This is a genomic window from Actinokineospora cianjurensis, assembly GCF_003663795.1.
GTDB classification, from domain to species: domain Bacteria; phylum Actinomycetota; class Actinomycetes; order Mycobacteriales; family Pseudonocardiaceae; genus Actinokineospora; species Actinokineospora terrae.
The window spans coordinates 3,025,418-3,042,513 of sequence record NZ_RCDD01000001.1; the positions used below are offsets into that span (position 1 = coordinate 3,025,418).

The 17,096-nt window shown below is 72.9% G+C and carries 19 protein-coding genes; 11 read left to right on the plus strand and 8 right to left on the minus strand.

Annotated elements, in window-relative coordinates:
* Positions 1-28 precede the first annotated feature (28 nt).
* The 3 genes from CLV68_RS13510 to CLV68_RS13520 all read right to left on the minus strand — a co-directional run bounded on the left by CLV68_RS13510 (position 29) and on the right by CLV68_RS13520 (position 2,124).
* Positions 29-478: a phospholipase gene (locus CLV68_RS13510; RefSeq protein WP_121391177.1), complete on the minus strand. Its 450-nt coding sequence runs from the start codon at positions 476-478 to the stop codon at positions 29-31.
* 202 nt (positions 479-680) lie between these two features.
* Complete coding sequence (locus CLV68_RS13515) at positions 681-1,565, minus strand: MerR family transcriptional regulator (protein WP_121390658.1); 885 nt, start codon at positions 1,563-1,565, stop codon at positions 681-683.
* A gap of 64 nt (positions 1,566-1,629) precedes the next feature.
* Complete coding sequence (locus tag CLV68_RS13520) at positions 1,630-2,124, minus strand: amino-acid N-acetyltransferase (RefSeq protein WP_121390659.1); 495 nt, start codon at positions 2,122-2,124, stop codon at positions 1,630-1,632.
* A gap of 91 nt (positions 2,125-2,215) precedes the next feature.
* Between CLV68_RS13520 and CLV68_RS13525 the strand changes: the two genes are divergently transcribed.
* Positions 2,216-3,400, plus strand: a complete 1,185-nt coding sequence (locus CLV68_RS13525; protein ID WP_121390660.1) for an acetyl-CoA C-acetyltransferase — start codon at positions 2,216-2,218, stop codon at positions 3,398-3,400.
* A 665-nt stretch (positions 3,401-4,065) separates the two neighbouring features.
* Here the strand turns inward: CLV68_RS13525 and CLV68_RS13530 are convergent.
* Entirely contained in the window at positions 4,066-4,425 is a 360-nt protein-coding gene (locus CLV68_RS13530) for an MmcQ/YjbR family DNA-binding protein (protein ID WP_246009797.1), read from the minus strand.
* A 76-nt stretch (positions 4,426-4,501) separates the two neighbouring features.
* Between CLV68_RS13530 and rimO the strand changes: the two genes are divergently transcribed.
* The 8 genes from rimO to CLV68_RS13570 all read left to right on the plus strand — a co-directional run bounded on the left by rimO (position 4,502) and on the right by CLV68_RS13570 (position 11,989).
* The gene (rimO, locus tag CLV68_RS13535) at positions 4,502-5,905 is read left to right on the plus strand and encodes a 30S ribosomal protein S12 methylthiotransferase RimO (protein WP_211346549.1); all 1,404 of its coding nucleotides are present in this window, start codon (positions 4,502-4,504) and stop codon (positions 5,903-5,905) included.
* 179 nt (positions 5,906-6,084) lie between these two features.
* Complete coding sequence (pgsA, locus tag CLV68_RS13540) at positions 6,085-6,615, plus strand: CDP-diacylglycerol--glycerol-3-phosphate 3-phosphatidyltransferase (RefSeq protein WP_246009874.1); 531 nt, start codon at positions 6,085-6,087, stop codon at positions 6,613-6,615.
* Positions 6,612-7,085: a CinA family protein gene (locus tag CLV68_RS13545; RefSeq protein WP_121390662.1), complete on the plus strand. Its 474-nt coding sequence runs from the start codon at positions 6,612-6,614 to the stop codon at positions 7,083-7,085. The genes pgsA and CLV68_RS13545 overlap by 4 nt, the downstream gene beginning before the upstream one ends.
* A gap of 232 nt (positions 7,086-7,317) precedes the next feature.
* Positions 7,318-7,788 (plus strand): helix-turn-helix domain-containing protein, encoded by a 471-nt coding sequence (locus tag CLV68_RS13550; RefSeq protein WP_121390663.1) that lies wholly within the window; start codon positions 7,318-7,320, stop codon positions 7,786-7,788.
* A 317-nt stretch (positions 7,789-8,105) separates the two neighbouring features.
* Positions 8,106-8,948, plus strand: coding sequence for a PspA/IM30 family protein (locus CLV68_RS13555; protein WP_121390664.1), 843 nt, complete (start codon positions 8,106-8,108; stop codon positions 8,946-8,948).
* A gap of 14 nt (positions 8,949-8,962) precedes the next feature.
* Positions 8,963-9,739: a phage shock envelope stress response protein PspM gene (gene pspM / locus CLV68_RS13560; protein ID WP_121390665.1), complete on the plus strand. Its 777-nt coding sequence runs from the start codon at positions 8,963-8,965 to the stop codon at positions 9,737-9,739.
* A 600-nt stretch (positions 9,740-10,339) separates the two neighbouring features.
* Positions 10,340-10,549, plus strand: coding sequence for a hypothetical protein (locus CLV68_RS13565; RefSeq protein WP_092778780.1), 210 nt, complete (start codon positions 10,340-10,342; stop codon positions 10,547-10,549).
* A 108-nt stretch (positions 10,550-10,657) separates the two neighbouring features.
* Complete coding sequence (locus CLV68_RS13570; RefSeq protein WP_342772770.1) at positions 10,658-11,989, plus strand: uracil-xanthine permease family protein; 1,332 nt, start codon at positions 10,658-10,660, stop codon at positions 11,987-11,989.
* On the opposite strand, the gene CLV68_RS13575 is transcribed toward CLV68_RS13570, so the two are convergent.
* Positions 11,964-13,007 (minus strand): quinone-dependent dihydroorotate dehydrogenase, encoded by a 1,044-nt coding sequence (locus tag CLV68_RS13575; protein ID WP_121390667.1) that lies wholly within the window; start codon positions 13,005-13,007, stop codon positions 11,964-11,966. The genes CLV68_RS13570 and CLV68_RS13575 overlap by 26 nt on opposite strands.
* 98 nt (positions 13,008-13,105) lie before the next feature.
* Here CLV68_RS13575 and CLV68_RS13580 point away from each other — a divergent pair, with 98 nt between their 5' ends.
* The gene (locus CLV68_RS13580; RefSeq protein ID WP_121390668.1) at positions 13,106-13,885 is read left to right on the plus strand and encodes a hypothetical protein; all 780 of its coding nucleotides are present in this window, start codon (positions 13,106-13,108) and stop codon (positions 13,883-13,885) included.
* 446 nt (positions 13,886-14,331) lie between these two features.
* Here the strand turns inward: CLV68_RS13580 and CLV68_RS13585 are convergent, their stop codons facing one another.
* From CLV68_RS13585 to CLV68_RS13595, 3 genes are all read right to left on the minus strand, one after another.
* Complete coding sequence (locus tag CLV68_RS13585; RefSeq protein ID WP_147459978.1) at positions 14,332-14,613, minus strand: hypothetical protein; 282 nt, start codon at positions 14,611-14,613, stop codon at positions 14,332-14,334.
* A 63-nt stretch (positions 14,614-14,676) separates the two neighbouring features.
* The gene (locus CLV68_RS13590) at positions 14,677-15,474 is read right to left on the minus strand and encodes a DNA-formamidopyrimidine glycosylase family protein (RefSeq protein WP_121390670.1); all 798 of its coding nucleotides are present in this window, start codon (positions 15,472-15,474) and stop codon (positions 14,677-14,679) included.
* A gap of 4 nt (positions 15,475-15,478) precedes the next feature.
* A complete protein-coding gene (locus tag CLV68_RS13595; RefSeq protein WP_121390671.1) occupies positions 15,479-16,318 on the minus strand; it encodes a ParA family protein in 840 nt (279 codons plus the stop codon).
* A gap of 34 nt (positions 16,319-16,352) precedes the next feature.
* Here CLV68_RS13595 and CLV68_RS13600 point away from each other — a divergent pair, with 34 nt between their 5' ends.
* Positions 16,353-17,078 carry a class I SAM-dependent methyltransferase gene (locus tag CLV68_RS13600; RefSeq protein WP_121390672.1) on the plus strand — a complete coding sequence of 242 codons (726 nt, stop codon included), beginning with the start codon at positions 16,353-16,355 and terminating at the stop codon, positions 17,076-17,078.
* Positions 17,079-17,096 lie beyond the last annotated feature (18 nt).

The following is a 17,096-nucleotide window of genomic DNA, read 5'->3' on the forward strand; positions in this document are numbered from 1 at the left end:
CGGGCGGCCCGGCCGGTGGTCGGGCCGCTCAGCTGTTGCCGAACTGGCGCACCGCCGCGTAGTAGACGTCCGCGGTCCGGTTGCACGACCAGTTGCCCGCGCAGATCGTGTACAGGTCGGTCTTGAAGTTGTTGTCGATCGAGAGCCGCGTGGTCTCGGTGAACCGGCCCTGCTTCTTGTAGTTGCGGTAGCCGAAGTCGTGCCGGTAGCACGCCTTGACGAAGTTGAAGCCGAACGGGTTGTCGGGGGAGTTCGAGCAGCCGTCGGTCGACCAGTCCAGCTGGGTGGCGTACGGGCGGTTGGCCCGCGTGGTCTGGAACTGGGTGAGGCTCTGCGAGAACAGGTAGCTGTCCGTGGTCGACCGCAGCTGCGCGGGGCTCAGGTCCGCGGCGGCGACCCCCGCCCCGGTGACGAGTGCGGCGCTGACGGCGATCGTGGTGACGACGCCGCGGGCGGCGCGGCGCAGGGTCGTGGTCATGCTGGTCACGGGGGACTCCTCGCGAAGGGGACGCGCGGGGCGGCGCGGTCGGTTGGTCAATTACGCACCGACCACCCCCGTCAGCGGCACCACCGTTCGGGCTACCCGGACCGAACTCTCGGTTACCGGCCGGCAGACCCGCGGTTTCCTTGCGCGGCAACGGTTCTCGTCAACCCCGGCGCACCCCTGAGGCGGTCCGGCGTCACCCCTGTGGACTATCCACTGTGGTCGGCTCGGGCTGGTCGTCGCCGTCCGGGCTGTCGAAGTAGCGCTGGATCTCGTCCTCGCCGGGGACCTCGTCGCGGTGGGCGTCGGACAGCCGCTCGGCGAGCACCGGCGGCGCGTGGTCGACCCACGCCGCCCTGCCGTGGTCGGGCAGCAGGTGGTGCCGCGCGGCGAACCCGTCCGCCGCGTCCCTGATCGCGTCCCGCAGCGCACCGGCCACCACGGCCTGCGCGGTCTCGGTCAGCTCCAGCAGCATGGACCTGACCCGGTCGAGCTGGTCGTCGTGCCCGGCCTGGTCGGCCAGCGCGGGCCAGAGGTGCTGCTCGAACAGCGCGGTGAAGTCACCCGCGATGGTCGTGGTCGTCGACCGCAGCCGCTCGAAGGCGGCGAGCACCTCGCTCGACGGGACGCGCAGGGTCGCCATCCGCAGGCCCGCGTCCATCACCCAGCGCCGCGTGTAGGGACGGCCGCGCCGCCAGCGCACCAGGTCGAGCCGGACCGCGCGCAGCATCAGCGAGGGCCGCAGGTCGCCGGGGGGGATGGCGGCGCGCAGCGCGGACACCCGGACCGGGACCCAGTCGTCCGGACCGCCCGCGCCGTCGAGGCCGAGCACATCGCCGACGCGAGCCCCCAGGTCTCGCGCGGCGATGAGCTCGGCGATCGCGGGCAGCGAGAAACCCCGCTGCTGCAACCGGTGCACCAGGCCCAGCCGCTCGACGTGCGTGCCGTCGTAGCGAGCAGTCCGGCCCCGCCGCCGCGGTGGGTGCAGCAGGCCCTTGGTCTGGTACATGCGGATCGTGCTCGTCGGCAGCCCCGCCTCGGCGGCGAGCTGTTCGACGGTCAGCGCGGCTTCCCGTCCCACGAGTACCGATCATGCTGGGCCTGTGGGATGCGAGTCAAGACTGTTCTAGTGAACACTCGAAGAATCAGAGCTTGAGCAACATCCTCGTGTTGCCCAACGTGTTGGGCTTCACGTACTCCAGGTCGAGGAACTCCGCGACGCCCTCGTCCATCGACCGGCGCATCTCGGCGTACACCTCGGGGCTCACCGGGGTGCCGTCGATGGCGACGAACCCGTGCTTGGCGAAGAACCCGGTCTCGAAGGTGAGCACGAAGATCCGGCCGAGGCCCAGCTCCCTGGCCACCGCGACAAGCTGCTCGGCCAGCACGTGCCCGACACCCTTCCCGCGCGCGCTCGGGGCCACCGCGATGGTGCGGATCTCGGCGATGTCCTCCCACAGCACGTGCAGCGCGCCGCAGCCGACCAGTTCGCCGTCCACCTCGGCCACCCAGAACTCCTGGATGTCCTCGTACAGCGTCACCAGCGGCTTGGCCAGCAGGACCTTGCCGACGTAGGTGTCGATCACGGCCTTCATGGCGCGGACATCGGTCACCCGGGCCCGCCGAACCAGGGGTTTCACAACCGATCAACCTAGTCCCCGCGCCCGCGCCCGCCCCGGCACGGGCAGAATCGACACGCGGTCGTCCACCCGCTGAGACCCGAGGAGCCCCATGCGCCAGGCAGTCATCTGCGAGCCCCTCCGCACCCCGGTCGGCCGCTTCGGCGGGGTCCTCGCCGACGTCGGCGTCGCGTCCCTCGCGGCGGCCGTCGTCGCGGAACTGGTGCGGCGCACGGGGATCGACCCGGCGCTGGTCGAGGACGTCGTGCTCGGACAGTGCCACCCGAACGGTGACGCGCCCGCGCTCGGCCGGGTCGCCGCGCTCGACGCGGGGCTGCCGGTGTCGGTCCCCGGCACGCAGGTCGACCGGCGGTGCGGGTCCGGGCTGCAGGCCGTGCTCGACGCCGCGATGCGGGTGCAGACGGGCGTCAACGACGTGGTGATCGCGGGCGGCGCGGAGAACATGAGCCAGGTCGAGTTCTACTCGTCGGCGATGCGCTGGGGCGTCAAGGGCGGCGGTGTCGAACTGCACGACCGGCTCGCGCGCGCCAGGGTCACCGCGGGCGGCGTGAACCACCCCGTGCCCGGGGGGATGGTCGAGACCGCGGAGAACCTGCGCCGCGACTACGGCATCAGCCGCGCCGAACAGGACGAACTCTCACTGCGCTCGCACCAGCGCGCCGTCGACGCCATCGCCGCGGGCCGCTTCGCCGACGAGATCGTCCCCATCGGCGAGGTCGACCGCGACGAGCACCCCCGCCCGGACGCGAGCCTGGAGTCCCTCGGCCGCCTCAAGCCCATCATGCGCCGCCAGGACCCCGACGCGACGGTCACCGCGGGCAACGCCAGCGGCCAGAACGACGGCGCCGCCGCCTGCCTGGTCACCACCCCGGAGAAAGCCGCCGAACTCGGCCTGCGCCCCCTGGCCCGCCTCGTCACCTGGTCCACCGCGGGCGTCGACCCCACCCGCATGGGCCTCGGCCCCGTCCCCGCCACCGCACGGGCGTTGTCGCGGGCGGGCCTCACCCTCGCCGACATCGACCTGATCGAACTCAACGAGGCATTCGCCGCCCAGGTCATCGCCGTCACCCGCGAGTGGGGCTTCACCGACACCGACTGGGACCGCACCAACGTCAACGGCAGCGGCATCTCCCTGGGGCATCCCCTGGGCGCCACCGGGGCCCGGGTCCTCGCCACCCTGCTCCACCAACTACACCGCCAGGACGCCACCTACGCCCTGGAAACCATGTGCATCGGCGGCGGCCAAGGTCTAGCCGCCATCTTCGAACGCCTCTGACTCATCGGCTGCTCCAGGCCCCTGCTGACGACCTCGGCCACCTTCAGGCCCGCTGACAACTCGGCCACCGCCAAGCCCTGCTGACGACCTCGATCACTGTCAGGCCCTGCTGACAACCCCGGCCACCGTCAGGGTCCTGCTGACGACCTCGGCGACTTGTCCGGCCCCGCTGACAACCCCGGCCACCGTCAGGCCCTGCGCTTACCTCAGGCAGGGCCTGCTCGACCATGCCCGGGCTTCTTGCGCGCCCACTTCGGCCACTCCGCGCAGACCTGCGCCAAGGCCCGACTCTCCACTCGCCACCAACGAGCCCGCCCCACCGCAGGCCCCTGTCCGTCCCAGTGCCTTCTTGCCCCCACCACACCCTCTTGCCCCCACCCAGCCCGCCAGCCCCGCCCCCACCCTCTTACGCCCCCTCGCGCCCGCGGTCCCGACCCCGCCCAGCCCCCACCCACTCCGGGGGGCGTCCCTGTGCCAGTCTATCGGCACCCCCCGACAGTCGATCTTCAAACAGCCCCTCGAAGATCCACATGTGGACAACTCTTGTCCCCGAACCGGGTGAAAATCGCGGCCGGAGCGGCGACGGATCGCCTGGTCGAGGGCGCCCCACCGGGTGAGTGGCGGCGAGCGCGGTCGAAGTCGTCTTGACGGAGATCGACAGCAGGTCAGGGCTGGGCGTCGAAGTCTGTGACCAGGCGGGTGGGGGCTCGGACTCGCCAGGACTCCAGGAGGATGTCGGCGAGTTCGTCCTCGTCGATCTCCGGTAGGCGGACCAGGACCGAGGCGTACCCGTCGTAGTGCGGGGTGGTGAAGTAGCGGTCCGGGGCGCTCTCGATCAGGGCCTGTTTCTCGGACACGTCGGCCACGAACACCACGAGGGTCTCGGGGTCGCGCAGGCGGGCGAAGAGCTTGTCGCGGACCCGGAAGCCCGGGGTGCCGTAGGAGGGTTTCTCGGTCGTCGCCGGGAGGGCCAGTGCCGACCGGCGGACGTCGTGCTCGGTCACCATGGCGCCATCCTGGTCCACGCTCGGGTCCAACCCGTGGACACCGGGCGGTTACCCTTGGCCCGTGTCCTCTCCCACCACGCCGCGTCGTGTCGCCATGCTCACCCTCGGTTGCGCCCGCAACGAGGTCGACTCCGAGGAGCTGGCGGGGCGGTTGTCCGGGGGTGGCTGGGAGCTGGTGGACGCGGAGGCGACACCGGACGTCATCGTGGTGAACACCTGCGGGTTCGTCGAGTCGGCGAAGAAGGACTCGGTCGACACGCTGCTGGCCGCCGCCGACACCGGGGCCAAGGTCGTCGCCGTGGGGTGCATGGCGGAGCGGTACGGCACGGAGCTGGCCGACAGCCTGCCGGAGGCGGCCGCGGTGCTCGGCTTCGACCACTACCCCGACCTGGCCGAACGCCTCGGTGACGTGGTCTCCGGGCACTCCATCCCCTCGCACGTCCCGGTGGACCGGCGCACGCTGCTGCCCATCTCGCCGGTCGACCGGCAGGCGACGGACGTCACCGTCCCCGGGCACGCGTGGGGGCCGACCGTGGCCCGCAAGCGCCTCGACGACGGCCCGGTGGCCTCCCTCAAGATCGCCTCCGGCTGCGACCGCCGCTGCTCGTTCTGCGCGATCCCGTCCTTCCGCGGGTCGTTCGTCTCCCGCCTGCCGGACGAGATCGTCGCCGAGGGCGCGTGGCTGGCGCGGCAGGGCGTACGCGAGGTCGTGCTCGTCAGCGAGAACTCCACCTCTTACGGCAAGGACCTTGGCCGTGAGCATGCGGGACAGGGCGCCCTTGAGGCCGTGTTGACCCGTCTCGCGGACATACCCGGTATAGACCGCGTCCGAGTGTCCTATCTGCAGCCCGCTGAGACCCGGCCGAACCTGGTGCGCGCCATCGCCACCACCCAGGGCGTCGCGGACTACTTCGACATGTCCTTCCAGCACTCCAGCGAGCCCGTCCTGCGCCGGATGCGCCGCTTCGGCAACACCGAGTCCTTCCTCGGCCTGGTCGAGCAGATCCGCGCGCTCGCCCCCGAGGCGGGCATCCGCAGCAACGTCATCGTCGGCTTCCCCGGCGAGACCGACGCCGACGTCGACGAGCTCGCCCGGTTCCTCACCGAGGCCAGGCTCGACGCGGTCGGCGTGTTCGGCTACTCCGACGAGGACGGCACCGAGGCCGAGGGGCTCGACGGCAAGCTCGACGCCGACACCATCGCCGCCAGGGTCGCCCGGATCTCCGCGCTCGCCGAGGAGCTCACCACCCAGCGCGCCGAGGACCGGATCGGCACCGAGGTGCTCGTGCTGGTCGAGCGCGAGGAGACCGACGACGAGGACTGCGTCGGCCGCGCCGCGCACCAGGCACCCGAGGTCGACGGCGAGTGCGTCGTGCTCGACGGGGAGAAGTACACCGCGGGCGACCTCGTGCGCGCCCGCGTCGTCGACACCGAGGGCGTCGACCTCATCGTGGAGGCCATCGAGGTCATCCCGCGCGCGAACCCGGAGCCGCAATGAACTCCGCGGCGACCGGCGGGGACACCGTCGACGGTGAAGACCGCGCCGAGGTGATGCTGCCCGCGGGCCCGGAGGCGGTGATCGGCGTCCCCCCGGTGGTCGCGGTGCCCCCGGAGTCCGTCGCGGTCCTGCCGGAACCCACGGTGGTCCCGCTGCTCAACGTGGCCAACCTGCTCACCATGACCAGGCTGGTGCTGGTCCCGGTGTTCCTGATGGCGCTGTTCACCGAGGACGGCACCGACACCACGTGGCGGCTGGTGGCCTTCGCGGTGTTCGCGCTCGCCTCGATCACCGACCACGTCGACGGGATGCTCGCCCGCAAGCACGGGCTGATCACCGACTTCGGCAAGATCGTCGACCCGATCGCGGACAAGGCGCTCACCGGCGCCGCCCTGGTCGGGCTCAGCGTGCTCGGCGAGCTGCCCTGGTGGATCACGCTGGTCATCGCCTTCCGCGAGGTCGCCGTGACGCTGCTGCGGTTCTGGGTGATCCGCCACGGCGTGATCCCGGCCAGCCGCGGCGGCAAGCTCAAGACCCTCACCCAGATCTTCGCCCTCGGCGCGTTCCTGCTCCCGCTGCCCAGCTGGCTCGCCCTGGTGCCGTGGGCCTCGATGTACCTGGCGGTCGTGCTGACCGTCGTCACCGGCGTCGACTACGTCATCCGCGCCGTGCGCCTGCGCGCCATGGGCCTGCGCACGATCGCCCAGTGACCCCGCACCGGGTCGTGGCGGCGCTGCGGGCGGCGGGGGAGACCATCGCCACCGCCGAGTCGCTCACCGCCGGGCTGCTCACCGCGGCGCTGACCACCGTTCCCGGCGCCAGCGCGGTCGTGCGCGGCGGGCTGGTGGTGTACGCCACAGACCTCAAGGCGACCCTCGCGGGCGTCGACCCCGCGCTGCTCGCCGAACGCGGCGCCGTCAACGCGGAGGTCGCCGTGCAGCTCGCCGCCGGGGCGCGGGAGCGCTGCGGCGCCGACATCGGCGTCGGGCTCACCGGCGTGGCCGGACCGGACCCGCAGGACGGCGTCGCCCCCGGGACGGTCCACATCGCCCTGGTCGGCCCGCGGGGCACCCGGCACGAGGTGATCACCGCGGGTGGTGACCGGGAAGCGGTCCGCGCGGCCGCGGTGGTGGGCGCCCTCGCGCTGATCGGGGTGGACCTCGGTACCCTTCCGGGGTGAACCCAGGGTCACGGTCAGTGCGCGCCACCGGGCGCCCGCCGTGCGGACACCGGGAACACCGGGGTCGGCGCGGTCGTTCGCTCTTGGCGGACTACCCGGGAAGTCGCTGCGCTCGGTCAGCCGCCGTGGGTAACGTTGTCGGTGTGACGGCCCCGCGCCGTTCCGCTCCGGCTCCTGCCCCAGGGCGGGTGCGGTGCGCGGACCGGGCCCCGTCGAGGAAGGGAGGTGCGCGATGACCGTGCTGTTGCGCGAGGCGATCGGTGATCGGCTCCGACACGCCCGCACCAACCAGCGGCGCACGCTGCGCGAGGTGTCCCGCTCGGCGCGGGTGAGCCTCGGGTACCTCTCCGAGGTCGAGCGCGGGCGCAAGGAGGCATCCAGCGAGCTGTTGGCCGCGATCTGCGACGCGCTCGAGCTGCCGCTCTCGGAGCTGCTGCACAAGGTGGCCTCCGACATGGGGGCGCTGACCTCGGTCGAGCGCGGCCTGCCGGAGCGGGTCGGCGTCGAGCCGGTGGACAAGATCGAGGCCATGGACGCGCTCGAACCGGACGGCGGCAAGCGGGTCGCGGTGGAGGGCGGCAGGCTGCTGCCTGCCGTGATCGGGGAGAACCTCGCCGACCTGCGGATCCAGCCGGTGCTCAGCCACCGCATCGACCCGCCGCTGACCAGCAAGGCCCGCGCGGGGGCGGTGTTCGCCGCCTGAGCCGGGTGGGGTGAGACGTGCCGCGCGGGCCCGGTTCCCAGGGGGAGCCGGGCCCGCGCGCGTGCCCGCCGGTGGGACCGGGGTCCGGGGATACCCCGAAGGGCGGTCCGCTTCCTCAGGGGAGATCTATGGGTGAACCCTGATTTCTCGTGGGTCCGGTGGAACCGCCCGCACGCACCTGACACGATGGAACCCACAGATGGGACCCGCCTCCGGTGGCGCCGGAGGAACCACCAGCGGTGCCGGTCCGTTGCCACGGTGTCGGCGCGGGGGTGACCGGAGGGTCCGGCAGGGATGAAGGCAGGCGGAGGACGACGATGGCCAACCCGTTCGTGAAGTTCTGGAAGTACGTCATGGCGTCGTTCTCGTCGAAGATCGATGAGCACGCCGATCCCAAGGTGCAGATCCAGCAGGCCATCGAGGAGGCGCAGCGCCAGCACCAGGCGCTGTCGCAGCAGGCGGCCGCGGTGATCGGCAACCAGCGCCAGCTGGAGATGAAGCTCAACCGCCAGCTCGGCGACGTGGAGAAGCTGCAGGCGTCGGCCCGCCAGGCGCTGGTGCTCGCCGACGAGGCCCGCTCCAAGGGCGACGAGCAGAAGGCGACGCAGTTCGAGAACGCCGCCCAGGGCTTCGCCACCCAGCTGGTGACCGCCGAGCAGGGCATCGAGGACCTCAAGACGCTGCACGACCAGGCGCTGCAGGCCGCCGGGCAGGCCAAGCAGGCCGTCGAGCGCAACGCCATGGTGCTGCAGAACAAGCTCGCCGAGCGCACCAAGCTGCTCAGCCAGCTCGAGCAGGCCAAGATGCAGGAGCAGGTCTCGCGCTCGCTCAACCAGATGAGCGAGCTCGCCGCGCCCGGCAACACCCCGTCCCTCGAAGAGGTCCGGGACAAGATCGAGAAGCGCTACACGACGGCCCTCGGTGCCGCCGAGCTGGCGCAGAACTCGGTGCAGGGCCGGATGATGGAGGTCCAGGTCTCCACCACCGAGCTCGCCGGCCAGTCCCGGCTCGAGCAGATCCGCGCCTCGATGGCGGGCGGCTCGGTCGCGGGCCAGGTCACCAGCGGCGCCACCCCGGCGGGCACCCCGTCCACCATCCAGGCCGAGATCCAGCAGCGGGTGGCCCAGGAGCAGAAGGCCAACCCGCAGGCCGGCTCCTGACGCGCGCCGACACCATGCGGCCGCGCCGGAACGAGCTGATCAAGCTGGGCGGTGAGCTGGTCGAGCAGCTGCGCGGCCCGGTCCCCCAGCAGGTCCGCGACGCGATCGCCGGGTGGCGCGACCCCAGGGCCAAGGCCCTGCGCCAGCGCCGCCGGGCGGTGCGCCGGGCCCGGTTGTGGACCGCCACCGGCCTCACCACCGGCACCGGTGCGGTGGTGGTCGAGACCGCGTCCGCCGCACCGGGCATCGCCGTCCCCGCCCTCATCGGGGCGGCCGTGGTGTCCGGCGTCGCCGCCGTGTCCACCGGGGTCCGCGCGTGGCGGCTGCACAAGCAGCCGTTGCCGGAGGCCCCACCCGCCCCGGTCGTGCTGCCCGCGCGCGGCTCCCAGGCCAGGGAACCGATCACCAGGCTCGGCGAGGCCGAGGACACGCTGCGCGAACTGCTCACCCAGCTCGCCGCGGGCGCCCTCGTCCCCCCGGACGCCGTCACCGAGGCCAGGACCACCGGCGCCGAGGCCGCCTCCGCCCTCCGCGCGGTCGCCGCCCGCGTCCAGGTCGTCGAACGCGCCCGCGAACACGCCCCACCCCTGGACCGCGGCCACCTCACCGAGAGCATCCGCGCCCTGCGCGCCCAACTCGACCAGGGCCTCGACGGCTACGGCGCCCTCGTGGCCGCCGCCGCCCGAGCCCTCGCCGCCAGCTCCGTCGCCACCCCCCGCCACGACCTCACCGACGCCACCGACCGCCTCGCCGCCCTCGCCTCAGCCCTACGCGAACTCTCCCTCGGCTGAGTTCCACCGAGTCCGGGGGCAGAGACAACTCTTGGCCGGTCCCGCGTCCTTGCCGAGCGCACCGCAACCAAGTGCAAGGGCTGTCGCGGTGCGTCTCCGGGGCGCCCAAGCGCGGCTGAGTCCGCCGAGTTCGGAGCAGGCGACCCCGGGCATGTCCGCCCTTTGCTGAGCGCACCCGAACCAAGCGCGGACGCTGTCGCGGTGCGTCCCTCGGGAGCCCACGCGCACCCTGCGTGCGCTCGATCGCCGCGACCAGCACCTCCCCACTGGACGCGCCAACCGGCTCACGGCCGGGCCGCGCGAGCTCTCCCTCGGCTGAGCTCTCCAGGTGCCGGGACAGCTCCGCCGCCTAACGCGGGTCGTCCCGGGTGAGATATCGAGGGCGTCGGCTCGTCACTGTGCGAACGGCTCCCCCGAGTCCCGGCCGGGGTGCTGTGGTTGAGGGCACTGCTCCGCGGAGCCAGGGGCGCGCACCTGCGGGGGAGGACACAGTGGGTCACCAGATGCGTGATCGTCCTCACCCGGTCGGACGCATCATGGCGGCGGGGTTGGCGCGTGTCACCCACGTCGAACCGTGCCGTGGCTGGAGGGGAGCGATCGATGGACACCACCGGGATGCGCCGGGCCGTGACCGCCGAGGTCACCAGGATGGCCGACTACGAGACCGGGTTCTGGGCGATCGTCGACGGGCTCGGGGTGGACCGGGGGCACGCGGGGCGGTTGCTCGACGAGGCGGTCGACCGGATCGGGACCGGGTGGGGTGGGACGGCCGACCCGTACGCGCTCGTGCTGTCCTGGATGCCCTGCTGAGCGGCCTTGACCGTCGGTCACCGAATTCCCGGTTCGTCGCAATCCGCTAGGGCATCAGTGTGAATATCACGGTGTCGTATCGACTCGCCGACTACGTGCTGTGGCACCATGCACGGCAGGAGTTCGGGGGGCGGGTTCGGCGGGGCGGAGGCGGCCTTGGCGTTGTGGTCGGTGCACGGCGACGGCCGCCGTGTCCGTGACGGCGCCGTCGTGGCCCCGGACGAGCGGCTCAGCTGGCCGCTGACCGTCGGGCTCGGCGTGCAGCACGTGGCGGCCATGTTCAGCGCGACCGTGCTGGTGCCCAGCGTCACCGGCTTCCCGGTCACCACCACCCTGCTCTTCTCCGGCGTCGGCACCCTGCTGTTCCTGCTGATCACCCGCAACCGGGTGCCCGCCTACCTCGGCTCGTCGTTCGCCTTCATCGGCCCGCTCGCCGCCGCCCAGCACCACGGGATGGCCGCGCAGTTGGGCGGGGTGCTGGTGGCGGGCCTGCTGCTGGTCGGCGTCGGGGTGGCGGTCAAGGCGCTCGGCGTCCGGCTGCTGGAGTCGATCATGCCGCCGGTGGTCACCGGCGCGGTGATCGTGCTGGTCGGGCTGAACCTGGCGCCGTCGGCGACCAAGTCCTTCGGCGCGCAGCCGGTCATCGCGGTGATCACCCTGGGGGTCATCCTGGGCTGCGCGGTGGTCGCCAAGGGGCTGCTGTCGCGGATGTCGGTGCTGGTCGGCGTGCTCGTCGGCTGGGTGTTCGCCGCGCTCACCGGCGGCTTGCCCGAGGTGAGGCTCGACGCGCTGGCGGACGCCGCCTGGTTCGGACCGCCGCAGTTCACCGCACCGCAGATCCAGCCGTCGGTGATCCTGCTGGTGATCCCGGTGGTGATCGTCCTGGTCGCGGAGAACGTCGGCCACGTGAAGGCGGTCGCCGCGGTCACCGGCCGCGACCTGGACGGCTCGGTCGGCGACTCGCTCATCGCCGACGGCCTGGCCACCGTCCTGGCAGGCTCCGGCGGCGGCTCCGGCACCACCACCTACGCCGAGAACATCGGCGTCATGGCCGCGACCAGGGTCTACTCGACCGCCGCCTACGGGGTGGCCGGGCTGACCGCGATCCTGCTGTCGATGAGCCCGAAGTTCGGCGCCCTGGTCAACACCATCCCCGACGGCGTCCTCGGCGGCGCCACCATCCTGCTCTACGGGATGATCGCGCTGGTCGGCGTGCGGATCTGGCTCAACGACCGGGTCGACTTCGCCGACCCGGTGAACCTGACCGTGGTCGCGGTGGCCGTGGTGGCGGGCGCGGGCGACCTGAAGGTCCGCCTCGGCGACGCGGTGTTCGGCGGCATCGCCTGGGGCGCGGTCGCCGTCGTCTGCGGCTACCCGCTGCTGCGCTGGCTGGCCAACCGCGGCCGCGGCGAGGTCAACGGGACTCGACAGCGCGGTTGATCCGCCGCACCAGCGCAGGCCCCTCGAAGACGAACCCGGTGTAGAGCTGCACCAGGCTCGCCCCGGCGTCGAGCATCCTGGTGGCGGCGTCGACGTCGAACACCCCGCCGACCCCGATGACCGGCAGCTCGCCGCCGGCCTCGCGGGCCACCAGCGCCACCACCTGCCTGGACCGCTCGGCCAGCGGCCTGCCGCTGAGCCCGCCCGCCTCGGCCCCGGTCGGCGCGTCCGCCGGTGAGAGGCCGTCGCGGCCAAGCGTGGTGTTGGTCGCGATCACGCCGGACACCCGGTGGTCGGCGCAGACCTGCAGCACCTCGCCGATCGCGTGGTCGGTCAGGTCCGGCGCGATCTTCACCAGCAGCGGCTTGGCCCGCCCGCCGCCCGCCAGACCGTCCGCCTCCCGGCGCAGCTCGCCGACCAGCGCGTCGAGCGCCGCCCGGTCCTGCAGGCCGCGCAGGCCGGGGGTGTTGGGGGAGCTGACGTTGACCGCGAAGTAGTCGCCGTACGGGTAGAGCGCCCGCAGCGAGTGGCGGTAGTCCTCGACGGCCTCCTCCACGGGGGTGACCTTCGACTTGCCGATGCTGATGCCCAGCGGCACCCCGACCGGGCCCAGTGCGGCCAGCCGCGCGGCCAGGGCGTCGGCCCCGGCGTTGTTGAAGCCCATCCGGTTGATGATCGCCTCGCTCTCGCGCAGGCGGAACAGCCGCGGCCCGGGGTTGCCCGGCTGGGCGTGCCGGGTGACGGTGCCGACCTCGACGTGCCCGAAGCCCATCGCGGGCCAGGCCCGCAGCGCGCGGCCGTCCTTGTCCATCCCCGCCGCCAGCCCCACCACACCGGGGAACCGCACCCCGAACACCGTTGTGGAGACCTTGGCGCCGAACAGCGCGCGCAGCCCCCGCACCGCGGGCCGGACCTGGCCGAGCCTGCTCAACGCGGCCATGGTCCGCTCGTGGGCGATCTCGGGGTCGCCCCCGCCGAGGGAGAACAGGGCGCGTCGGACGAGGTGCTTGTAGGCCACGGCCCCATCGTGTCACCCGCTGCGGCGCCCGCCGGGGCGAGGGCGCGGGGTTGCGGCGTTCACCGCGGGCCGGTCCCGCGGTGGACCATGATGGCGGGGTGAGCGACGTCGACGACCTGTACGGCCTGCCGCGGGAGGACTTCGTCCCGGCGCGGCGCGACCTGGCCAAGCGGTTGCGCGCGGCCGGGGACCGGGAGGCGGCCACCCGGGTGGAGAAGCTGCCGAAGCCGACCACCTCGGCCTGGTTGGTCAACCGCCTGGTGCGCGCCGAGCCCGAGCGGGTGGACGCGCTGGCCGAGCTGGGGTCGGACCTGCGCGCCGCGCACGCGGGAGCGGACGGCGCGCGGTTGCGCGACTTGGCGAAGCGGCGGGCCGAGCTGATCGCCGGGCTGGTGGCCGCGGCCGGGGGAGACCTCAGCGAGGCGACGATCCGCGAGCTGGAGGAGATGTTCACCACCGCCATCGCGGACGAGACCGCGACCGCGACGCTGCGGGCCGGTCGGCTGGCGTCGGTGCGCGACCTGCGGGTCGAGCAGACGTGGCCGGGGCTGACCCTGGCTCCCGGGCCGACCGCGGCGCCGGTGGCGCCCGCCCGCCAGGCCCGCCGGTCCGCGCGCGAGGCGCTCGTTGAGGCCAAGGCGGCGGTGAAGGAGGCGGAGTCGCAGCGCGCCGAGGCCGACCGGGCCGTGTCGAGCGCGGAGAAGGCGGTGACGAAGGCCGAGGAGCGGGTCCGGCAGCTCAACGCGGCCCTGGACGAGGCCGAGCACGCCGAGCTGGATTCCCGCCGGGCACTGCAATCGGCCCGCCGCGACGCGAAGGCCGCCGAGCGCACCGCGAGCCTCGCGTGGCGCAAACTGCAACAGGTCGAGGCGGAGTAGCCGATCCCACGACCTGGGCGGCAGACAGCCCCCGGGCGCGCTCCTCCCGACAAGGCCGCGGAAGGCCCGGGGCGGACTGGGTCCCGGGTGCCCGAGGGCTGGGTGACTGCCTGATATTCACCGGACCGCGCCCCGTCGGGCGCCTGCCGGCTCCAGTGCTGCTGATTGGGCGGTCCTAGCGGACAGCCACCTCACGAGTCCTGTCGGAATACACCGGTGGACCACCTCCTCTCTCGTGTACCACCAACGTAGGCGGTGCCGCCGGAGCCTTCAATCGGATTTCCACCGACCCAGGGACGGGTGCTGCTAGGGTTGCCCACCACAAAGGCGTGAGGTGTGAATATCACTCACTGTCGGCAAAGGGGATGGCCGGTGCGCGCTCATGAGGACCAGCCCCGCCGCGTCGCCGCGGGGGTCGTGGTCGGTGCCGTCGCCGCCGCCCTGTTCTACGAGGGGATCGCCGCGGCCCCGGTGGACCTGCCGAGGGCGCGGCCTGCCGCCGAGTCGGTGCCGGAGCCGATCCCGGCGTCGGGGCCCGTGCAGACCGCGCCGCGAACGCCTGTCTCGCACCAGGTCTTACCCGTGTCGTCGACGGCGAGCTTATCCCCGTCGGCATCGTCGTCCGCCTCTTCCGCCGCGTCGACAACAACGGTCTCGTCCACGACCACGACGACAGCGGAAGTCACCACCACGACAACGAAGTCGACTACGACAGCCCCTCCGGTCACTACGACCACCACCACGCGACCCACCCGCACGACGACCCGTGAACCGTGCGGCCTGATCTTCTGCTAGCCGACCGGCCCCGGCTGGCAAGTCGGGCAGTAGTAGGCGACCCGCTCCATGGTGCCCGCCCCCTGCGTGGTCGCGACGACCTTCCCGCCGCACACCAGGCACGGTGTGGTCCGGTGCCCGTACACCCACAGCCCCCGGTCGCGCCGCAGGTCCCCGGTGGTGCACCGGTCGTGGGTCATCTTGTTGCGGTCCAGCAGGTCCCGGCTCACCGCGACGGCGCGCTCGGCGTCCACATCGGACACCGGAGTCCACGGGGACACCCCGAGCACGAAGCAGATCTCGGCCTTGAACACGTTGCCGACACCCGCCATCACCCGCTGGTCGAGCAGCGCCAACCCGATCTCGCGGGCCGGATCGGCGCTCAGCCTGGTCACCGCCTCGGCCGCGTGCGCCGGTCCCCAGTCCGGGTCGAGCAGGTCGGGGCCGAGGTGCGCGACGAGCCGGTCCTCGTCGGTGGTCTCGACCAGGTCCATCTCCTGCAACAGGAACCCGATCGCCCTGGTGTCCGCGGTGTGCAGCACCGCGCGGGCCTGGTGCTCGGGACGCCGCCACCTGGCGCCGACGGGGGAGACCTGCCAGATGCCGTCCATCGCGAGGTGGCTGCGCAAGCTCAGGTTCTCGGAGAAGCGCAGGAACAGGTGCTTGCCCACCGGGCGGGTGCCCAGCACCAGCCGCCCTTGGAGGTCCACAGTGGAGAGTCGGGGGTGGCGCAGCTCGCCCTTGGTCAGCTCCCGGCCCGCCAGTGCCGTCGCCAGCACGGCGGCCGTGCGGTAGATCGTGTCGCCCTCGGGCATCAGGTCATTCGCCCGGGTCGTCGTCGTCCGGCCACGCGATCGCCTGGTGGCGACCCCGGCCGCTGGTGCGCAACACCCTGGCCAGCAGCAGGTTGAACGCCAACGCCACCTCGCGCGCGCCCGGGGTGTGCCAGTGGTGGATGGGCGTGCACGCGCCCTGCGCCTGCTGCACCGCCAACCGGTCCGGTAGGGCTACCGGCATCACCAGCGTCCCGAAGCTCTCCCGCAATTCGGCGATACGGAACTGGTGCTCGTAGGAATGCGTGCGCACCTTGTTGACCACCACGCCGAGGGTGACGAGGTTCGGGTTCTGCTCGCGCCGGGTGTCCTCCACCGCCTCGAACGCGCGCTGCGCACCCGACACCGCGTACATAGTGGGCTCGGTCACGAGCAGCGCGCCGTCAGCGGCTACCAGCGCCGACCGGGTCAACCGACCCAGCGACGGTGGACAGTCCAAGAGCACCAGTTGGTACGGCAGCTCACCCTCGGCCAGCAGCGTCCCCAGCTCCGCCAGCGCCCGGCCCAACTTCTCCAGCCTGCGCATCCCCGGGTCGGGGTCGTTGAGCGACTCCAGGTCCTCGGAGCCGACCATCACGTCGACCTCCTCGCCCCACGCGCTGGGGGCGATCGCCGCGCGCAACACCGCCGGTCGCGGGGTCTCCAGCACGTCGGCCAGCGTGGCCTCCGTCTCCCCGGGGTCCAGCGTCGAGGTGGCGTTGCACTGGGGGTCGAGGTCCACCACCAGCGTGCGGATGCCGCGGCGCAGGGCGGCCGAGGCCAGGCCGAGCGCCACCGTGGTCTTCCCCACGCCACCCTTGAGGCTGAGCACTGCCACCGTTTGCACGACCTAGACCTTAGAGTCTCTACAGTTCGTGTCCATGCGACCCGATGTTGTCCGCCGTGTGCTCGACGCCGAGCTGATCGCCGCGCGTGAGCGCCGAGGTGGGGAGGCGCCACGCGTCCTCGACGTCGGGGGCGGCAGCGGGGTCTTCGCCGTGCCGCTCGCCGTCGCTGGCTGCGCGGTGACCGTGGTCGAGCCCAGTCCCAACGCGCTGGCGACGCTGCACCGCCGCGCCCACGAGGCGGGCGTGTCCGACCGCATCACCGCCGTGCAGGGCGACAGCGACGCGCTCGGCGAGCTGGTCGCGCCCGAGTCCGCCGACCTCGTGCTGGCGCACGGGCTGCTGGAGGTCGTCGACGACCCCGCGGTCACCGTCGCCGCGCTGGCGGGCACCGTCGCCGCGGGCGGGGCGCTGTCGGTGCTGGTGGCCAACCGGTACGCGACGGTGCTCCAGCGCGCGATCTCCGGCAGGCTCGTCGACGCCCGCCGCCTGCTCGACCACGAGACCGGGGCGCTCGGCCTGTCCGGCGAGGCGCTGCTGCGCCGCTTCGACACCGAGGGCCTGCGCGACCTGCTCGCGGCCACCGGGCTGACCGTGGAGCTGCTCCAGGGCCAGTCCGTGGTGTCCGACCTGGTCGGCGGCGCCGTGCTGGACACCTCGCCCGCCGCGGTCGAGGCGCTGGCCGAGCTGGAGCAGCTCGCCGCCGTCACCCCGCCGCTGCGCGACATCGCCACCCGGCTGCACGCCGTCGCCCGCCGCTGAGCCGGTGCTGACCCGGGC

Coding starts and splice junctions, on each gene's coding strand:
- CLV68_RS13510 (WP_121391177.1), bottom strand. CDS start 478: ATGACCACGACCCTGCGCCGCGCCGCCCGCGGCGTCGTCACCACGATC.
- CLV68_RS13525 (WP_121390660.1), top strand. CDS start 2,216: ATGCGCCAGGCAGTCATCTGCGAGCCCCTCCGCACCCCGGTCGGCCGC.
- rimO (WP_211346549.1), top strand. CDS start 4,502: ATGCTCACCCTCGGTTGCGCCCGCAACGAGGTCGACTCCGAGGAGCTG.
- pgsA (WP_246009874.1), top strand. CDS start 6,085: ATGACCAGGCTGGTGCTGGTCCCGGTGTTCCTGATGGCGCTGTTCACC.
- CLV68_RS13550 (WP_121390663.1), top strand. CDS start 7,318: ATGACCGTGCTGTTGCGCGAGGCGATCGGTGATCGGCTCCGACACGCC.
- CLV68_RS13555 (WP_121390664.1), top strand. CDS start 8,106: ATGGCCAACCCGTTCGTGAAGTTCTGGAAGTACGTCATGGCGTCGTTC.
- pspM (WP_121390665.1), top strand. CDS start 8,963: ATGCGGCCGCGCCGGAACGAGCTGATCAAGCTGGGCGGTGAGCTGGTC.
- CLV68_RS13565 (WP_092778780.1), top strand. CDS start 10,340: ATGGACACCACCGGGATGCGCCGGGCCGTGACCGCCGAGGTCACCAGG.
- CLV68_RS13570 (WP_342772770.1), top strand. CDS start 10,658: ATGCACGGCAGGAGTTCGGGGGGCGGGTTCGGCGGGGCGGAGGCGGCC.
- CLV68_RS13590 (WP_121390670.1), bottom strand. CDS start 15,474: ATGCCCGAGGGCGACACGATCTACCGCACGGCCGCCGTGCTGGCGACG.
- CLV68_RS13600 (WP_121390672.1), top strand. CDS start 16,353: ATGCGACCCGATGTTGTCCGCCGTGTGCTCGACGCCGAGCTGATCGCC.